This window comes from Pseudomonas oryzihabitans (genome assembly GCF_007665395.1).
Taxonomy (GTDB): domain Bacteria; phylum Pseudomonadota; class Gammaproteobacteria; order Pseudomonadales; family Pseudomonadaceae; genus Chryseomonas; species Chryseomonas psychrotolerans_C.
In genome coordinates, this window is record NZ_VDND01000015.1 from 42,276 (window position 1) to 57,792 (window position 15,517).

Sequence of the window (15,517 nt, forward strand, 5' to 3'; positions counted from 1 at the left end):
GTTTCAGTGTTCTCCAGCCGGACCACCGATGGGCGTTTCCGGACGATCGCTGCCACTCTGCGGGGACGCCGGGGCGTCGCCGGTCGGACCGCCGCGGTCGTGCCAGTCACGCGGCTCACGCGGGACCTTGCCCGCCATGATGTCGTCGATCTGGTCGGAATCGATGGTCTCGTACTTCATCAGGGCATCGGCCATGAGTTCGAGCTTGTCACGATTCTCGTCGAGCAGGCGCTTGGCGGTGTTGTAGCAGTCGTCGATGATCCGGCGGATTTCCAGGTCGATCAACTTGGCCGTCTCGCCCGACATGTTGCCGGCGCCACCGCCACCGGAGCGACCCAGGTAGCCCTCGTTCTCTTCCTCGCCATAGAGCAGCGGACCGAGCTTCTCGGACAGCCCCCACTTGGTCACCATGTTCCGCGCCAGCGACGTGGCCCTCATGATGTCGTTGGAGGCACCGGTGGTCACGCCCTCGAAGCCCAGCGTCATCTCTTCGGCGATACGGCCACCGAACAGCGAGCAGATCTGGCTTTCCAGGGCACGCTTGGACAGGCTGTAGCGATCTTCCTCGGGAAGGAACATGGTCACGCCCAGGGCGCGGCCACGGGGAATGATGGATACCTTGTAGACCGGGTCGTGCTCGGGCACCAGGCGACCGACGATGGCATGACCTGCCTCGTGGTAGGCCGTGTTGCGCTTCTCCTTCTCGGACATGACCATGGTCTTGCGCTCGGCGCCCATCATGATCTTGTCCTTGGCCAGCTCGAACTCGCGCATGTCGACGATGCGCTTGTTGGCCCGGGCGGCAAACAGCGACGCCTCGTTGACCAGGTTGGCCAGGTCGGCACCGGAGAATCCCGGGGTACCACGGGCGATGACACCGGCGTCGACGCGTTCGCCGACCGGCACCTTGCGCATGTGCACCTTGAGGATCTGCTCGCGACCACGGATGTCCGGCAGGCCGACCACAACTTGACGGTCGAAACGACCGGGACGCAGCAGCGCCGGGTCGAGGACGTCGGGACGGTTGGTGGCGGCGATGACGATGATGCCATCGTTCATCTCGAAACCGTCCATCTCGACCAGCAGCTGGTTCAGGGTCTGCTCACGCTCGTCGTGGCCACCGCCCATGCCATTGCCACGGTGCCGACCGACCGCATCGATCTCGTCGATGAAGATGATGCAGGGCGCGTGTTTCTTGGCCTGGTCGAACATGTCGCGCACGCGGCTGGCGCCCACGCCGACGAACATCTCGACGAAGTCGGAACCGGAGATGGTGAAGAACGGCACCTTGGCCTCGCCCGCCACGGCCTTGGCCAGCAGGGTCTTGCCGGTACCGGGCGAGCCGACCATCAGCACGCCGCGGGGGATACGCCCACCCAGGCGCTGGAACTTGCCCGGATCGCGGAGGAATTCCACCAGCTCGGTGACTTCTTCCTTGGCCTCGTCGCACCCGGCGACGTCGGCGAAGGTGGTCTTGACCTGGTCTTCCGACAGCAGTCGCGCCTTGCTCTTGCCGAAGCTCATGGGGCCACCACGGCCGCCGGCACCGCCCTGCATCTGGCGCATGAAGAACATGAACACCGCGATGATCACCAGGATCGGGAAGCTGGCCACCAGCAGCTGAGTCCAGATGCTCTGCTGCTCGGGCTGCTTGCCGGTGATGGTGACGCTGTTGTTGACCAAGTCGCCGATCAGGCCATTGTCCTGGATCGCCGGTCGGATGGTCTTGAAGGGATCACCATCCCGATGCTTGCCGGTGATGACATAGCCATCCACGGTCACGCTCTCGATCTGTCCGTCCTTCACCTGCTGGATGAAGTCGGAGTAGTTGAGCGTCTGGGGTTCGTTGGGGCTGGAGAAGTTGTTCATCACGGTGACGAGCACCGCGGCGATGATCAGCCACAGGATCAGATTCTTTGCCATGTCGTTCAATTGACTACCCTCTGCGCCGGTTTCGTGGGTAAACCGTTCGAAGCGAAACCGGCAGTGACCGGTAAGTTACTACACAAAGCCTGGCCCACGGCAGACATCGTCTGTAACGCTATATGAGTCTTCTGCCTTTGACTCTAGGGCAAGGCAGACGTTGCGGCCATCAATTCTCTCAATTGCCCCTAAAACCGCGACCCAATAGAGATTGCTGGCGCGATCTGGTCCCGCGACGCGGACAGCGACGCCAGAGCCCCCGCGCTTGGGACGCATACCACCTTCAGGCAGATGGCAACGCCCTTACCCCGCAGAGCCCGGATCACTCCAGTGCACCCAGCTCGCTCATATGGGGGCCAAGTGGGAAATAACAAGGCCCGTCACCCGGCCAGCCAACGTCTCGCCAAACCGGACCGTTACCGCTCTCCGCCCTGCTGGATGCTACCGGGATCCTGGACTCGTGATACCGCCCTCCTTCCAAATCACCTGACCTCACCCTGCTTGAGGTATTCCTTGAGCAGGCTAGACAGGCTCCGCCGGGCGCCACGCTAAGTTTTCGCGTATCGCTGGGCGGCACCGGGCAGCTGGGATAAACTGTACGGCTTTTATCCGGGGTGAATTATGGCGCTCAACAACGAGCTCAAAAAGCGGTTCAAGGCGATCGGTCATCAACTCAAGCCGGTGGTCACCATCAGTGAGAACGGCCTGAGCGAAGGCGTACTGGGCGAACTCGACCGCGCGCTGAACGATCACGAGCTGATCAAGATCAAGCTGGCCGTCACCGAACGCGAAGACCGTCGCGCCCTGATCGAGGAGCTGTGTGCCTCGAGCAAGGCGGAGCTGGTGCAGGTGATCGGCAAGATGGCCCTGATCTACCGCAAGGCGCGCGAGCAGAATCGCAACCTGTCGAACGTGGTGCGCTATACCGCCTGATTCCCCGGCGCTCGCCCGGGAACGGGCTGCAGCACCAGGATCAAACCGCACAGCAGCAGGACCAGGTAGCCGGCCAGGGCGGTCGGCCCGGTCCAGAAGCGCGCCAGCTCGTTCTGCAGCACCACGGCCAGCGCACTGGCCAGCAGCAGCTGGCCACGCAGGTCACGCCACAAAGCGGTGACACCCGCCCACCACACCAGCACCACGACCTGGGTGAAGACCCCACCGGCCGCGGCGCTGAGCATCATGCGCAGCAGTTCCTCGCGCCCGGACTGGATCAGCAGCGGCGCCCAGCCCGCCTGGGCGAGCGCCACCGGGATGCACAGGTGCAAGGCGACCAGCGGGCCGACCCAGAACACCTGGGCCAGTTGCCAGGCAGCGGCGAGCAGCCTGGCGAGCCAGCCCGCGGGGCGGCGTTCAGACGTGGCGGACAGCGACAATTTCGTATTCGACATTGCCACCCGGGGTCTTCACCAGCACCACGTCCCCCTCTTCCTTGCCGATCAGGGCGCGGGCGATGGGCGAACCCACCGACAGCTTGCTCTGCTTGATATCCGCCTCGTCGTCACCAACGATCTGGTAGGTCACCGTCTCGTCGGTCTCGGTGTTGGCGATCTCCACGGTGGTGCCGAAGATCACCTTGCCGGTATGCGGCAAGGCGGCCACGTCGATCACCTGGGCATTCTGCAGCCGGCCTTCGATATCGCGGATGCGCGCCTCGACCATGCCCTGCTGTTCGCGGGCGGCGTGGTATTCGGCGTTTTCCTTGAGGTCACCCAGTTCACGCGCCTCGGCGATGGCCTGGGTGATCTGCGGGCGCAGCTCGGTCTTGAGGTGCTTGAGTTCCTCTTCCAGGGCGCGGGCGCCCTGGACGGTCATGGGGTACTTGGTCATGCCTTAACTCCTGCATGCAGATCTTGCAGCCGGCGCACGGTCTTCTCGGCGCCGAATTTCAAAGCTTCGCAAATGGCCTGGCCGCCGGCAATGGTGGTGGTGCAGCAGAGCTTGTGCTGCAGCGCATTGCGGCGGATGGAATAGGAATCGGCGATGGATTGCCGGCCTTCGGTGGTGTTGATGATCAGGGTGACCTCGTCGTTCTTGATCATGTCGACCACATGGGGACGGCCTTCGGTCACTTTGTTCACGCGCCGCACCGGCAAGCCGGCGGCCTCGATCACCCGCGCGGTACCGGCGGTGGCCACGACCTCGAAGCCGAGGCCGACCAGATCGCGGGCGACCTGCACGGCTTCGGGCTTGTCGTCGTCACGCACGCTGATGAAGGCGCAACCGGAGTTCGGCAGGATCTCGTTGGCCCCCAGCTGGGCCTTGGCGAAGGCTTCGCCGAAGCTGTCGCCGACTCCCATCACCTCGCCGGTGGACTTCATCTCCGGGCCGAGGATGGGGTCGACGCCGGGAAACTTGTTGAAGGGGAACACCGCTTCCTTGACGCTGAAGAACGGCGGGATGATTTCCTGGGTGAAGCCCACTTCGGCCAGGGTCTTGCCAGCCATGACCCGGGCGGCCACCTTGGCCAGGGACTCGCCGATGCACTTGGAGACGAAGGGCACGGTCCGGGAAGCGCGCGGGTTGACCTCGATGACGTAGATGTCCTCGCCCTGCACCGCCATCTGCACGTTCATCAGGCCGACCACGCCAAGCTCCAGGGCCATCTTCTTGACCTGTTCGCGAATCTCGTCCTGGATATGCTTGGGCAGCGAATAGGGCGGCAGCGAGCAGGCGGAGTCACCGGAGTGCACGCCGGCCTGTTCGATGTGCTGCATGATGGCGCCGATCACCACGGTCTGGCCGTCGCATACCGCATCCACGTCCACCTCGATGGCGCAGTTGAGGAAGTGGTCGAGCAGCACCGGGCTGTCGTTGGACACCTTCACCGCTTCGCGCATGTAGCGCTTGAGTTCTTCTTCCTGATAGACGATTTCCATCGCCCGGCCGCCCAGCACGTAGGAGGGGCGCACCACCATCGGATAGCCGATGTTCTTCGACAGGGCCAGGGCCTCGTCTTCGCTGCGCGCGGTGGCGTTGGCCGGCTGGCGCAGGTTGAGGCGCTGCACCATCTGCTGGAAGCGCTCACGGTCCTCGGCGCGATCGATGGCGTCGGGGCTGGTGCCGATGATGGGCACACCGGCCTCTTCCAGGGCGCGGCAGAGCTTGAGCGGGGTCTGACCGCCGTACTGGACGATGACGCCCTTGGGCTGCTCGACGCGGACGATTTCCAGCACGTCCTCGAGGGTCACCGGCTCGAAGAACAGGCGGTCGGAGGTGTCGTAGTCGGTGGAGACGGTTTCCGGGTTGCAGTTGACCATGATGGTCTCGTAGCCGTCTTCCCGCATGGCCAGGGCCGCGTGCACGCAGCAGTAGTCGAACTCGATGCCCTGGCCGATGCGGTTGGGACCGCCGCCGAGGATCATGATCTTGTCGCGACCGCTGGGCTTGGCCTCGCACTCTTCCTCGTAGGTGGAATAGAGATAGGCGGTGTCGGTGGCGAATTCCGCGGCACAGGTATCCACCCGCTTGTACACCGGCAGCACCTTGAGCTTGTGGCGATGGGCGCGCAGGTTCTTCTCGGTGACACCGAGCAGCTTGGCCAGGCGCGCATCGGAGAAGCCCTTGCGCTTGAGCTTGCGCATCAGGTCGTAGTCGAGGTCGGCCAGACCCAGGGTCTTGATGCGCTCCTCGTCCTTGATCAGGTCTTCGATCTGCACCAGGAACCAGGGATCGATACGGGTCAGTTCGAAGACCTTGTCCAGGCTGTAGCCCTGGCGGAAGGCGTCGCCGATGTACCAGATGCGATCGGCGCCCGGCACGGTCAGCTCACGCTTGAGAGTGCCATCGGCTTCCGGATCGGCCGGGTCCAGCTTGGGATCGAAGCCGACCACGCCGACTTCCAGGCCGCGCAGGGCTTTCTGCAGGGATTCCTGGAAGGTACGACCGATGGACATGACCTCGCCAACGGATTTCATCTGGGTGGTCAGGCGGGCATCGGCCTTGGGGAATTTCTCGAAGGCGAAGCGCGGGATCTTGGTGACCACGTAGTCGATGGCCGGCTCGAAGGACGCCGGGGTACGACCGCCGGTGATGTCGTTCTGCAGCTCGTCCAGGGTGTAGCCGACGGCCAGCTTGGCGGCGATCTTGGCGATGGGGAAGCCGGTGGCCTTGGAGGCCAGGGCGGACGAACGCGATACCCGCGGGTTCATCTCGATCACCACCATGCGCCCGGTGTTGGGGCAGATGCCGAACTGGACGTTGGAGCCGCCGGTCTCGACGCCGATCTCGCGCAGCACCGCCAGGGAGGCGTTGCGCATGATCTGGTATTCCTTGTCGGTCAGCGTCTGGGCCGGCGCCACGGTGATGGAGTCACCGGTGTGCACGCCCATGGGATCGAAGTTCTCGATGGAGCAGACGATGATGCAGTTGTCCTTCTTGTCGCGGACCACCTCCATCTCGTATTCCTTCCAGCCGATCAGGGATTCGTCGATCAGCAGTTCGTTGGTCGGCGACAGGTCCAGACCGCGGGTGCAGATTTCCTCGAATTCTTCACGGTTGTAGGCAATGCCGCCACCGGTACCGCCCATGGTGAAGGACGGACGGATGATGCAGGGGAAGCCGACCTTCTCCAGCACGCCGTAGGCTTCTTCCATGGTGTGGGCGATGCCCGAGACCGGGCAGGCCAGGCCGATGTCCTTCATGGCCCGGTCGAAGCGCGAGCGGTCTTCGGCCTTGTCGATGGTGTCGGCATTGGCACCGATCATCTCGACGCCGAATTTCTCCAGCACGCCATGCCGCTCCAGGTCCAGGGCGCAGTTCAGCGCGGTCTGGCCGCCCATGGTCGGCAGCAGGGCGTCGGGACGCTCCTTCTCGATGATCTTGGCCACGGTGGCCCACTTGATCGGCTCGATGTAGGTGGCGTCGGCCATGGCCGGGTCGGTCATGATGGTGGCCGGGTTGGAGTTCACCAGGATGACGCGGAAGCCTTCCTCGCGCAGGGCCTTGCAGGCCTGGGCGCCGGAATAGTCGAACTCGCAGGCCTGGCCGATGACGATGGGGCCGGCCCCGAGGATCAGGATGCTCTTGATGTCTGTACGCTTAGGCATGGGCTTCTCGAATGCAGGGAATCAGGTCAGGGTCGCGGTGGCCAACTTCACACCGAACCCCACGAACAGGGCGCCGACGCCACCGGTGGCGCTTGCGCTGAGGCGCCGCCGCTGGCGGAACCAGGCCGCCAGGCGAACGCCACAGAAAATCAGGAACGACAGGTAGCAGAAGCTGATCGCCTCCAGTACCGCGCCCAACACCAGGAAGGACAGCGCCGGATGGGCGTAACCGGGGTCCACGAACTGGATGAAGAAGGAGACGAAGAACAGGATCGCCTTCGGGTTCGACAGGCTCAACAGCAGCGCCTTGCGGAACGGCTGGTGAACGTCTTCGCGCAGGGTCGCCTCGGCCTGGCCCTGGGCCGGGCTGCGCCAGGACTTGAGTCCGCCACGCAACATGCCCCAGCCGAGATAGAACAGGTAGACCGCGCCCAGGTATTTGAGCGCCTGGAAGAACAGCGGCTCGGCCTTGAGCAGCGATGCCACCCCCAGGGCCGAGAGCAGCATCAGCACGGCGTCACCGAGGAACACGGCCGAGGCCGCCTGGTAACCGCTGCGAATGCCGCGCTGGGCGCTGGTGGCGAGCACGAAGAAGGAATTGGGACCGGGCAGCAGGATGACGAACAGGGTCCCGACCACGTAGGTCCAGAAGTCGATGACACCCAGATTCGCCAGCATGAGCCTTACCCTCCTCCCGTCTTAGCGGCGCGCCGCCATGGCCTGGATGAACTTGTCGAACAGCGGCGCCACGTCGTGCGGGCCGGGGCTCGCCTCGGGGTGACCCTGGAAGCTGAAGGCGACCTTGTCGGTGCGTTCGATGCCCTGCAGGGTGCCGTCGAACAGCGACTTGTGGGTGGCACGCACGTTGGCCGGCAGGCTGGCCTCGTCCACGGCGAACCCGTGGTTCTGGCTGGTGATCATCACCACGCCGCTATCGAGATCCTGCACCGGATGGTTGGCGCCGTGGTGACCGTTGGGCATCTTCACCGTCTTAGCGCCGGAAGCCAGGGCCAGCAACTGGTGGCCCAGGCAGATGCCGAACACCGGAATCTCGGTCTCCAGGACGTCCTGGATCGCCTTGATGGCGTAGTCGCAAGGCTCGGGATCACCCGGGCCGTTGGCCAGGAAGATGCCGTCGGGCTGCAGCGCCAGGGCTTCGCTGGCCGGGGTCTGGGCCGGCAGCACGGTGATGCGGCAGCCACGGGCCACCAGCATGCGCAGGATGTTCAGCTTGACGCCGTAGTCGAAGGCCACCACGTGATAGGGCAGCTGCTCGGCCGGGATCTCGGCGTGGCTGTCGGTCTCCAGCGACCAGACGCTGGAACGCCACTCATAGCGCTGCTTGACGCTGACTTCCTTGGCCAGGTCCATGCCCTTGAGGCCGGGGAAGGCGCGCGCCAGTTCCAGGGCGCGCTCCTCGGTGGCGTCCGCGCCGGTGAGGATGCAGCCATCCTGGGCACCCTTCTCGCGGAGGATGCGGGTCAGCCGACGGGTATCGATGCCGGCGATGGCGATGGTGCCGTTTTCCTCGAGGTACTCCGGCAGCGACTGCTTGTTGCGCCAGTTGCTGGCCAGCAGCGGCAGGTCGCGGATGATCAGCCCGGCAGCCCACACCTGGGCAGCCTCGCCATCCTGCGGCGTGGTACCGGTGTTGCCGATGTGCGGATAGGTCAGGGTGACGATCTGCTTGGCATAGGAAGGATCGGTCAGGATTTCCTGGTAGCCGGTCATGGCGGTGTTGAACACCACTTCGCCGACCGTATGGCCGTCGGCACCGATGGATTCACCGCGAAAGATGCTGCCATCGGCAAGTGCGAGTATGGCTGGCTTAGTCAAGAAGACCTCCGAAAATCAAGCCTTGGCGGGCAAACGCAGGGTGCAAAAAAACGGGATGACATCTCGAAGAGTCATCCCGTTTTAATGTTGTGATTTCATTCTGCGCTAGCTTTTAGTGGATACACTAAAGCTGCATTGTACACGAATTGAGCGCTGCTGGCACCCTCGCGAGCGAATCAGCGCAACTCCAGTACGTCCTGCATGTCATATAGCGCCGGCTGTTTGTCCTTGAGCCACAGGGCCGCACGCACCGCACCCTTGGCGAAGGTCATGCGACTGGAGGCCTTGTGGGTGATCTCCACCCGCTCGCCTTCGCTGGCGAACAGCACGGTGTGATCGCCCACCACATCGCCGGCCCGCACGGTGGCGAAGCCGATGGTCTGCCGATCACGGGCACCGGTCTGGCCTTCGCGGCCGTAGACAGCCACCTCTTCCAGGTCACGTCCCAGGGCCTGGGCGACGACTTCGCCCATGCGCAGGGCAGTACCCGAGGGCGCATCCACCTTGTGTCGGTGATGCGCCTCGATGATCTCGATGTCGACCTCGTCGCCCAGCACCCGGGCGGCGGTATCCAACAGCTTGAGGCAGAGATTGACGCCGACGCTGAAATTGGCGGCGAAGACGATGGGAATCTCCTTGCTGGCTTCCAGCAGGGTCAGCTTCTGCTCGGCGGTGAAGCCGGTGGTGCCGATGACCATGGCCTTCCGGGCCTTGCGGCAGAGCGCCAGGTTCTGCAGGGTGACGCTAGGATGGGTGAAGTCGATCAGGACGTCGAAGTCATCCAGCACGCGCGCCAGCTCACCCGACAGCATCACGCCATTGCGACCGATGCCGGCGAGCTCGCCGGCATCGGCGCCGACCAGGCTGCTTTCCGGCCGATCCACCGCGGCGGTGAGCCCGGCGGCGCCCTGGGTCTGCTGGACCGCCTCGATCAGGGTCTTGCCCATGCGCCCCGCGGCGCCCATTACAGCTATACGTCGCATCATCAGCTCCAGGCTGCTGGCCGAGCGCCGCCTCGCGACGGCGCCCCTACCGGGTTAGAGGTCGTCGAAGAAGCGCTTCATGCCGTCGAACCAGCCACTGGCTCGGGGCGAATGGGAGCTGTCGCTCTGCAGGGTGTTGCGGAATTCCTCGAGCAGCTCGCGCTGGCGCCGGCTCAGGTTGACCGGGGTTTCCACCACCACCTTGCACATCAGGTCGCCGGCGCCACCGCCACGCACGGGCGTCACGCCCTTGCCGCGCAGGCGGAACATCTTGCCGGTCTGGGTGCCCTCGGGAATCTTCAGCTTGACCCGGCCATCCAGGGTCGGCACTTCCAGTTCGCCACCCAGGGCGGCGTCGGTGAAGTTGATCGGCACCTCGCAATAGAGATGCTTGCCGTCGCGCTGGAAGATCGAGTGCTCGCGCACATTGACCACGACATAGAGGTCGCCGCTGGGGCCACCCAAGGTCCCCGCCTCGCCTTCGCCGGTCAGGCGGATGCGGTCGCCGGTGTCGACGCCCGCGGGCACCTTGACCGATAGGGTCTTCTGCTCTTCCACGCGCCCCTGGCCATGACAGGCGTTGCAGGGTTCGGGGATGATCTTGCCGCTACCGTGGCAGCGTGGGCAGGTCTGCTGCACCGAGAAGAAGCCCTGCTGCATGCGCACCTGGCCGATGCCACCGCAGGTGGGGCAGGTGGACGCCGAGGTACCCGGCTTGGCGCCATTGCCGTCGCAGACCTTGCACTCGACCAGTGTCGGCACGCGAATGGTGACCGTGGTCCCGCGCACCGCCTCTTCCAGGTCCAGGTCCAGGGTGTAGCGCAGGTCGGCGCCGCGCTGCGGACCGCCCCGGCCACCGGCGCCACCGCGCCCACCGAAGAAGTCGCTGAAGACGTCGCCGAAGATGTCCGAGAAGCTCGCGCCACCGGCCGCACCGCCGAAACCGCCGCCGCCCATGCTCGGATCGACGCCAGCATGGCCGTACTGGTCGTAGGCCGAGCGCTTGCCCGCATCGGACAGCACTTCGTAGGCCTCGGCGGCCTCCTTGAACTGCTCTTCGGCAGCCGCGTCCCCCGGATTGCGATCCGGGTGGTATTTCATCGCCAGGCGTCGGTAGGCCTTCTTGAGCTCGGCTTCACTGGCGCCGCGCTCGACCCCGAGCACCTCATAGTAATCACGTTTGGCCATAGACTTTCTGCACCTTAAATTTTCTCACCCTCCAGACACGCCAACGCGGGAGCAGGCTCCCGCGTGGCGGATCCGACGGGCCGCAGCCCGTCAGGTGCGGTAAGCACGCGGCTTACTTGTTGTCCTTCACTTCCTCGAACTCGGCATCGACCACGTCGTCGCCGGGCTTCTTGGCTTCACCGTCCGCCTTGGCCGAGGCGCCTTCGGCACCCGCGCCAGCGCCCTGCTCGGAATAGAGCTTCTGGGCCAGCGGCGCGGAGGCCTGGGACAGGGCATTCATCTTGGCCTCGATGGCGTCCTTGTCGTCACCGCGTACGGCGGTTTCCAGTTCGCCAATGGCCTTCTCGATGGTGCTCTTCTCATCCGCGGTGGCCTTGTCGCCCGCCTCGGTCAGCATCTTGCGGGTGCCGTGCACCAGAGCATCACCCTGGTTGCGGGCCGCGGCCAGCTCTTCGAACTTGCGATCCTCGTCGGCATTGGCCTCGGCGTCACGCACCATCTGCTGAATCTCTTCCTCGGACAGACCGGAGGACGCCTTGATGACGATGGACTGCTGCTTGCCGGTGGCCTTGTCCTTGGCGGACACGTTGAGGATACCGTTGGCGTCGATGTCGAAGGTCACCTCGATCTGCGGTACGCCACGCGGCGCCGGCGGGATCTCGGCCAGGTCGAACTTGCCCAGCGACTTGTTCTGCGCGGCTTGCTTGCGCTCGCCCTGCAGCACGTGGATGGTCACGGCGCCCTGGTTGTCGTCGGCGGTGGAGAACACCTGCGACTTCTTGGTCGGGATGGTGGTGTTCTTCTCGATCAGCGCGGTCATCACGCCACCCATGGTCTCGATGCCCAGGGTCAGCGGGGTGACGTCCAGCAGCAGCACGTCCTTGACGTCACCGGCCAGCACGGCGCCCTGGATGGCGGCACCGATGGCGACGGCTTCGTCCGGGTTGACGTCCTTGCGCGCTTCCTTGCCGAAGAAATCGGCCACGCGCTTCTGCACCAGCGGCATGCGGGTCTGACCACCCACGAGGATCACTTCGTGGATGTCGGAGACGTCCAGGCCGGAGTCCTTCAGCGCCGTGCGGCAGGGCTCGATGGTGCGCTCGACCAGCTCTTCCACCAGGGACTCCAGCTTGGCGCGGGAAACCTTGACGTTCAGGTGCTTGGGACCGCTGGCATCGGCGGTGATGTACGGCAGGTTGACGTCGGTCTGGGTAGCCGAGGACAGCTCGATCTTGGCCTTCTCGGCAGCTTCCTTCAGGCGCTGCATGGCCAGGGGGTCGCCCTTGAGGTTCATGCCGCTTTCTTTCTTGAATTCCTCGACGAGGTAGTCGATCAGACGGATGTCGAAGTCTTCGCCGCCCAAGAAGGTGTCGCCGTTGGTGGCCAGCACCTCGAACTGATGCTCACCGTCGACCTCGGCGATCTCGATGACCGAGACGTCGAAGGTACCGCCGCCCAGGTCATAGACGATCACGGTATGGTCGCCCTTGGCTTTGTCCAGGCCATAGGCCAGGGCAGCCGCGGTGGGCTCGTTGATGATGCGCTTGACGTCCAGACCGGCGATGCGACCGGCATCCTTGGTGGCCTGGCGCTGGCTGTCGTTGAAGTAGGCCGGGACGGTGATGACCGCTTCGGTCACGGCTTCGCCCAGGTAGTCCTCGGCGGTCTTCTTCATCTTCTTCAGGACTTCGGCAGAGACCTGCGGCGGCGCCATCTTCTGGCCCTTGGCCTCGACCCAGGCGTCACCGTTGTCCGCCTTGACGATCTTGTAGGGGACCATCTCGATGTCTTTCTGTACGACGTTTTCTTCGTAACGCCGACCGATCAGGCGCTTGACCGCGTACAGGGTGTTCTGCGGATTGGTCACCGCCTGGCGCTTGGCCGGCTGGCCGACCAGGGTCTCGCCATCGTTGGTGTAGGCGATGATGGACGGCGTGGTACGGGTGCCTTCGGCGTTTTCCAGTACCTTGACGTTGCCGTTTTCGAGGATCGCGACGCAGGAGTTGGTCGTCCCCAGGTCGATACCGATGATCTTGCCCATGTAGTCTTCTCCAGAAATCTCAGATTCCGCGCGGCCCGCTCAGGGGGCCTTTGATGTTCGCTTGCCTACCAGATGGGGCCGAGCGAAAGAATTTCAAGCCTTTTCGTCGATGCTCGGCTGCTGCGCTGCAGGGGCCTTGCTGACTACCACCATCGCCGGCCGCAGCAGGCGACCATTGAGGAGATAGCCCTTTTGAAACACCTTGAGCACGCTGCCCGGCTCGGCAGTGGCGCTCTCCTCCATGGCCATGGCCTGGTGGTGTTCGGGATTGAAGGGCGCGCCGTGGGGATCGACGGCTTCGACCTGATAGCGCTTGAGGGTGTCCTGCAGCATCTTCAGGGTCAGTTCCATGCCTTCGCGCATGGGCTTGAGCGTTTCGTCCGTAGCATTGGACAGCTCCAGGCCGCGCTCCAGGCTGTCGAGCACCGGCAGCAGATCGCCGGCGAATTTTTCCAGGGCGAACTTGTGCGCCTTCTCCACGTCCTGCTCGGCGCGGCGACGCACGTTCTGCAGTTCGGCGACACTGCGCAGCGACTGGTCCTGGGCAGCGGCGAGTTGCTCTTCGAGCGTAGCGACGCGGGCAGCGAGATCCTCGTGCTGGACGTCGCCCTGGGCCGCGGCCTCGTGCTCGGGAGTCTGGGAGTTCTGTTCGTCGGCCATGGAGTCCTCCTGTGATAATGCCGGTGGGCGTGCCCTCTAATGGACATCGCCTTGATCGATGGCGCCTATATGGGGCCGCCGGCCGGCGCTTCAAGAGCTGTATGGATTGCCAGTGTCCGAACGGCACTGTATAAACAACCAGAAACCGCCTTCGGAGATCGTCGCATGCTGGTGCATCTGTCCGTCCGCAATTACGCCATCGTCGAACACCTCGACCTCGACCTCGAGCGCGGCATGACCGTGATCACCGGCGAAACCGGCGCCGGCAAGTCCATCATGCTCGACGCCCTCGGCCTTACCCTGGGCGACCGCGCCGACAGCGACGCGGTCCGGCCTGGCGCCGACAAGGCCGATGTCCTGGCCAGCTTCGACACCACCGACATCCCCGAGGCCCGCCAGTGGCTCGCCGAGCGCGACCTGGAGCAGGACGGTCCCTGCCTGCTGCGCCGGGTCATCACCCGCGAGGGTCGCTCGCGCGGCTACATCAATGGCTCGCCCTGCCCGCTGGCCGACCTCAAGACCCTGGGTGGCCTGCTGATCGATATCCACAGCCAGCACGAACACCAGTCACTGCTGGGGCTCGATACCCATCGCCGGCTGCTGGACGAGTATGCCGGCGCGGGTGAGCTGGTCCGCCAAGTCCAGCTCGCCGCCCAGCGCTGGCGCCAGGTGCGCCAGACGCTGGAGCGGCTGACGCGCAATGGCGACGAACAACGTGCCCGCCACCAGCTGCTCAGCTACCAGCTCGAGGAACTCGACAACCTCGCCCTGGCCGAGGGCGAGTTGCAGGCCCTGGAGCAGGAGCAGAGCGACCTGGCGAGTGCCGAGCACATCCTGCTGGCCTGCCGCCAGGCCATGGATCTCTGTACCGAAAACGAGCAGGGCAATGCGCTGTCCGCGCTCAATGCCAGCGTGGCCCGCCTGACCGCCTTCGAGCGGCCGCCGGCGCAGATCGAGGAAGCCAGCAACCTGCTCGCCTCCGCCCAGATCCAGATCGAGGAGGCGATGAATGAACTCAATCGCTTCGTCGATCATTTCGAAGCCGACCCGGAGCGCCAGCAGGCGGTGCAGGAGCGCCTGGACAGCGTCTATAGCCTTGCCCGCAAGCACCGGGTCCAGCCCGAGGCCCTGCTGGAGCTGCACGAGCAGCTACGCACCGAACTGCAATCGCTGGACGCCGACGACGTCGCCCTGGAGCGCCTGCAGGAAGAACTGGCTGCCTTCGAGCGTCACTATCAGGAAAAGGCCAGCGAACTGAGTCGTCTGCGTGAACAGCGGGCACCGGAACTCGCGGCGGCGGTGGAGACGGAAATGCAGCGTCTGGGCATGCCGGGCGGCCGCTTCAGCATCACCCTCACGCCAGGCAGCACCGGCGAACCCCAGCCGCTGGGCAACGAAGGCGTCGAATTCCGCGTCAGCGCCAACCCCGGCCAGCCGCTACGCCCATTGGCCAAGGTGGCATCCGGCGGCGAGCTGTCGCGCATCAGCCTGGCCATCCAGGTCATCACGGCCCAGACCTCGCGCACCCCGACGCTGGTCTTCGACGAGGTGGATGTCGGTATCGGCGGCCCGACTGCCGAGGTGGTCGGCCAGTTGCTACGGCAATTGGGCGAGCGCGGCCAGGTACTCACGGTGACCCACCTGCCCCAGGTGGCGGCCCAGGGTCACCAACACCTGTTCGTGCACAAGGAACGCGGCACCGACGAGACCCGCACCGCGGTAGCCAAGCTGGACCGTGCACGGCGCGTGGAAGAGGTGGCGCGCATGTTGGGCGGCGTCGACCTGACCCGTGAATCCCTGGCCCACGCTCGCAAGCTGGTGGTCAGCCGCTAGACGCAGGC

The 15,517-nt window shown here is 64.8% G+C and carries 12 protein-coding genes; 2 read left to right on the forward strand and 10 right to left on the reverse strand.

Annotated features, from left to right (window positions below):
• Positions 1-3: 3 nt before the first annotated feature.
• Entirely contained in the window at positions 4-1,923 is a 1,920-nt protein-coding gene (ftsH, locus tag FSV73_RS23255) for an ATP-dependent zinc metalloprotease FtsH (protein ID WP_145012205.1), read from the reverse strand.
• 621 nt (positions 1,924-2,544) lie between these two features.
• Here ftsH and yhbY point away from each other — a divergent pair.
• Positions 2,545-2,856 carry a ribosome assembly RNA-binding protein YhbY gene (yhbY, locus tag FSV73_RS23260; protein WP_145012208.1) on the forward strand — a complete coding sequence of 104 codons (312 nt, stop codon included), beginning with the start codon at positions 2,545-2,547 and terminating at the stop codon, positions 2,854-2,856.
• Here yhbY and FSV73_RS23265 read toward each other — a convergent pair.
• The 9 genes from FSV73_RS23265 to grpE all read right to left on the reverse strand — a co-directional run bounded on the left by FSV73_RS23265 (position 2,844) and on the right by grpE (position 13,676).
• Positions 2,844-3,311 (reverse strand): hypothetical protein, encoded by a 468-nt coding sequence (locus tag FSV73_RS23265; RefSeq protein WP_260856148.1) that lies wholly within the window; start codon positions 3,309-3,311, stop codon positions 2,844-2,846. The genes yhbY and FSV73_RS23265 overlap by 13 nt on opposite strands.
• The gene (greA, locus tag FSV73_RS23270; protein ID WP_145012211.1) at positions 3,274-3,750 is read right to left on the reverse strand and encodes a transcription elongation factor GreA; all 477 of its coding nucleotides are present in this window, start codon (positions 3,748-3,750) and stop codon (positions 3,274-3,276) included. Before greA ends, FSV73_RS23265 begins: the two co-directional genes overlap by 38 nt.
• Entirely contained in the window at positions 3,747-6,968 is a 3,222-nt protein-coding gene (carB, locus tag FSV73_RS23275; RefSeq protein ID WP_145012214.1) for a carbamoyl-phosphate synthase large subunit, read from the reverse strand. The genes greA and carB overlap by 4 nt, the downstream gene beginning before the upstream one ends.
• A gap of 21 nt (positions 6,969-6,989) precedes the next feature.
• Positions 6,990-7,646: a leucine efflux protein LeuE gene (leuE, locus tag FSV73_RS23280; protein ID WP_145012217.1), complete on the reverse strand. Its 657-nt coding sequence runs from the start codon at positions 7,644-7,646 to the stop codon at positions 6,990-6,992.
• Positions 7,647-7,667: 21 nt separating this feature from the next.
• Positions 7,668-8,804, reverse strand: coding sequence for a glutamine-hydrolyzing carbamoyl-phosphate synthase small subunit (gene carA, locus FSV73_RS23285; RefSeq protein ID WP_145012220.1), 1,137 nt, complete (start codon positions 8,802-8,804; stop codon positions 7,668-7,670).
• A gap of 176 nt (positions 8,805-8,980) precedes the next feature.
• Positions 8,981-9,787, reverse strand: a complete 807-nt coding sequence (gene dapB / locus FSV73_RS23290) for a 4-hydroxy-tetrahydrodipicolinate reductase (RefSeq protein ID WP_145012223.1) — start codon at positions 9,785-9,787, stop codon at positions 8,981-8,983.
• A gap of 54 nt (positions 9,788-9,841) precedes the next feature.
• On the reverse strand, positions 9,842-10,975 hold the full coding sequence (dnaJ, locus tag FSV73_RS23295) for a molecular chaperone DnaJ (protein ID WP_007162663.1): 1,134 nt from the start codon (positions 10,973-10,975) through the stop codon (positions 9,842-9,844).
• Between the two features lie 112 nt (positions 10,976-11,087).
• A complete protein-coding gene (dnaK, locus tag FSV73_RS23300) occupies positions 11,088-13,016 on the reverse strand; it encodes a molecular chaperone DnaK (RefSeq protein ID WP_145012226.1) in 1,929 nt (642 codons plus the stop codon).
• Between the two features lie 93 nt (positions 13,017-13,109).
• A complete protein-coding gene (gene grpE / locus FSV73_RS23305) occupies positions 13,110-13,676 on the reverse strand; it encodes a nucleotide exchange factor GrpE (protein ID WP_145012228.1) in 567 nt (188 codons plus the stop codon).
• 165 nt (positions 13,677-13,841) lie between these two features.
• Here grpE and recN point away from each other — a divergent pair, with 165 nt between their 5' ends.
• The gene (recN, locus tag FSV73_RS23310; protein WP_145012231.1) at positions 13,842-15,509 is read left to right on the forward strand and encodes a DNA repair protein RecN; all 1,668 of its coding nucleotides are present in this window, start codon (positions 13,842-13,844) and stop codon (positions 15,507-15,509) included.
• Positions 15,510-15,517 lie beyond the last annotated feature (8 nt).

Excerpts from the sequence above, each read along its gene's own strand:
- ftsH (WP_145012205.1), bottom strand. The coding sequence starts at position 1,923 with ATGGCAAAGAATCTGATCCTGTGGCTGATCATCGCCGCGGTGCTCGTC.
- yhbY (WP_145012208.1), top strand. The coding sequence starts at position 2,545 with ATGGCGCTCAACAACGAGCTCAAAAAGCGGTTCAAGGCGATCGGTCAT.
- FSV73_RS23265 (WP_260856148.1), bottom strand. The coding sequence starts at position 3,311 with ATGTCGAATACGAAATTGTCGCTGTCCGCCACGTCTGAACGCCGCCCC.
- greA (WP_145012211.1), bottom strand. The coding sequence starts at position 3,750 with ATGACCAAGTACCCCATGACCGTCCAGGGCGCCCGCGCCCTGGAAGAG.
- carB (WP_145012214.1), bottom strand. The coding sequence starts at position 6,968 with ATGCCTAAGCGTACAGACATCAAGAGCATCCTGATCCTCGGGGCCGGC.
- leuE (WP_145012217.1), bottom strand. The coding sequence starts at position 7,646 with ATGCTGGCGAATCTGGGTGTCATCGACTTCTGGACCTACGTGGTCGGG.
- dapB (WP_145012223.1), bottom strand. The coding sequence starts at position 9,787 with ATGCGACGTATAGCTGTAATGGGCGCCGCGGGGCGCATGGGCAAGACC.
- dnaJ (WP_007162663.1), bottom strand. The coding sequence starts at position 10,975 with ATGGCCAAACGTGATTACTATGAGGTGCTCGGGGTCGAGCGCGGCGCC.
- dnaK (WP_145012226.1), bottom strand. The coding sequence starts at position 13,016 with ATGGGCAAGATCATCGGTATCGACCTGGGGACGACCAACTCCTGCGTC.
- grpE (WP_145012228.1), bottom strand. The coding sequence starts at position 13,676 with ATGGCCGACGAACAGAACTCCCAGACTCCCGAGCACGAGGCCGCGGCC.
- recN (WP_145012231.1), top strand. The coding sequence starts at position 13,842 with ATGCTGGTGCATCTGTCCGTCCGCAATTACGCCATCGTCGAACACCTC.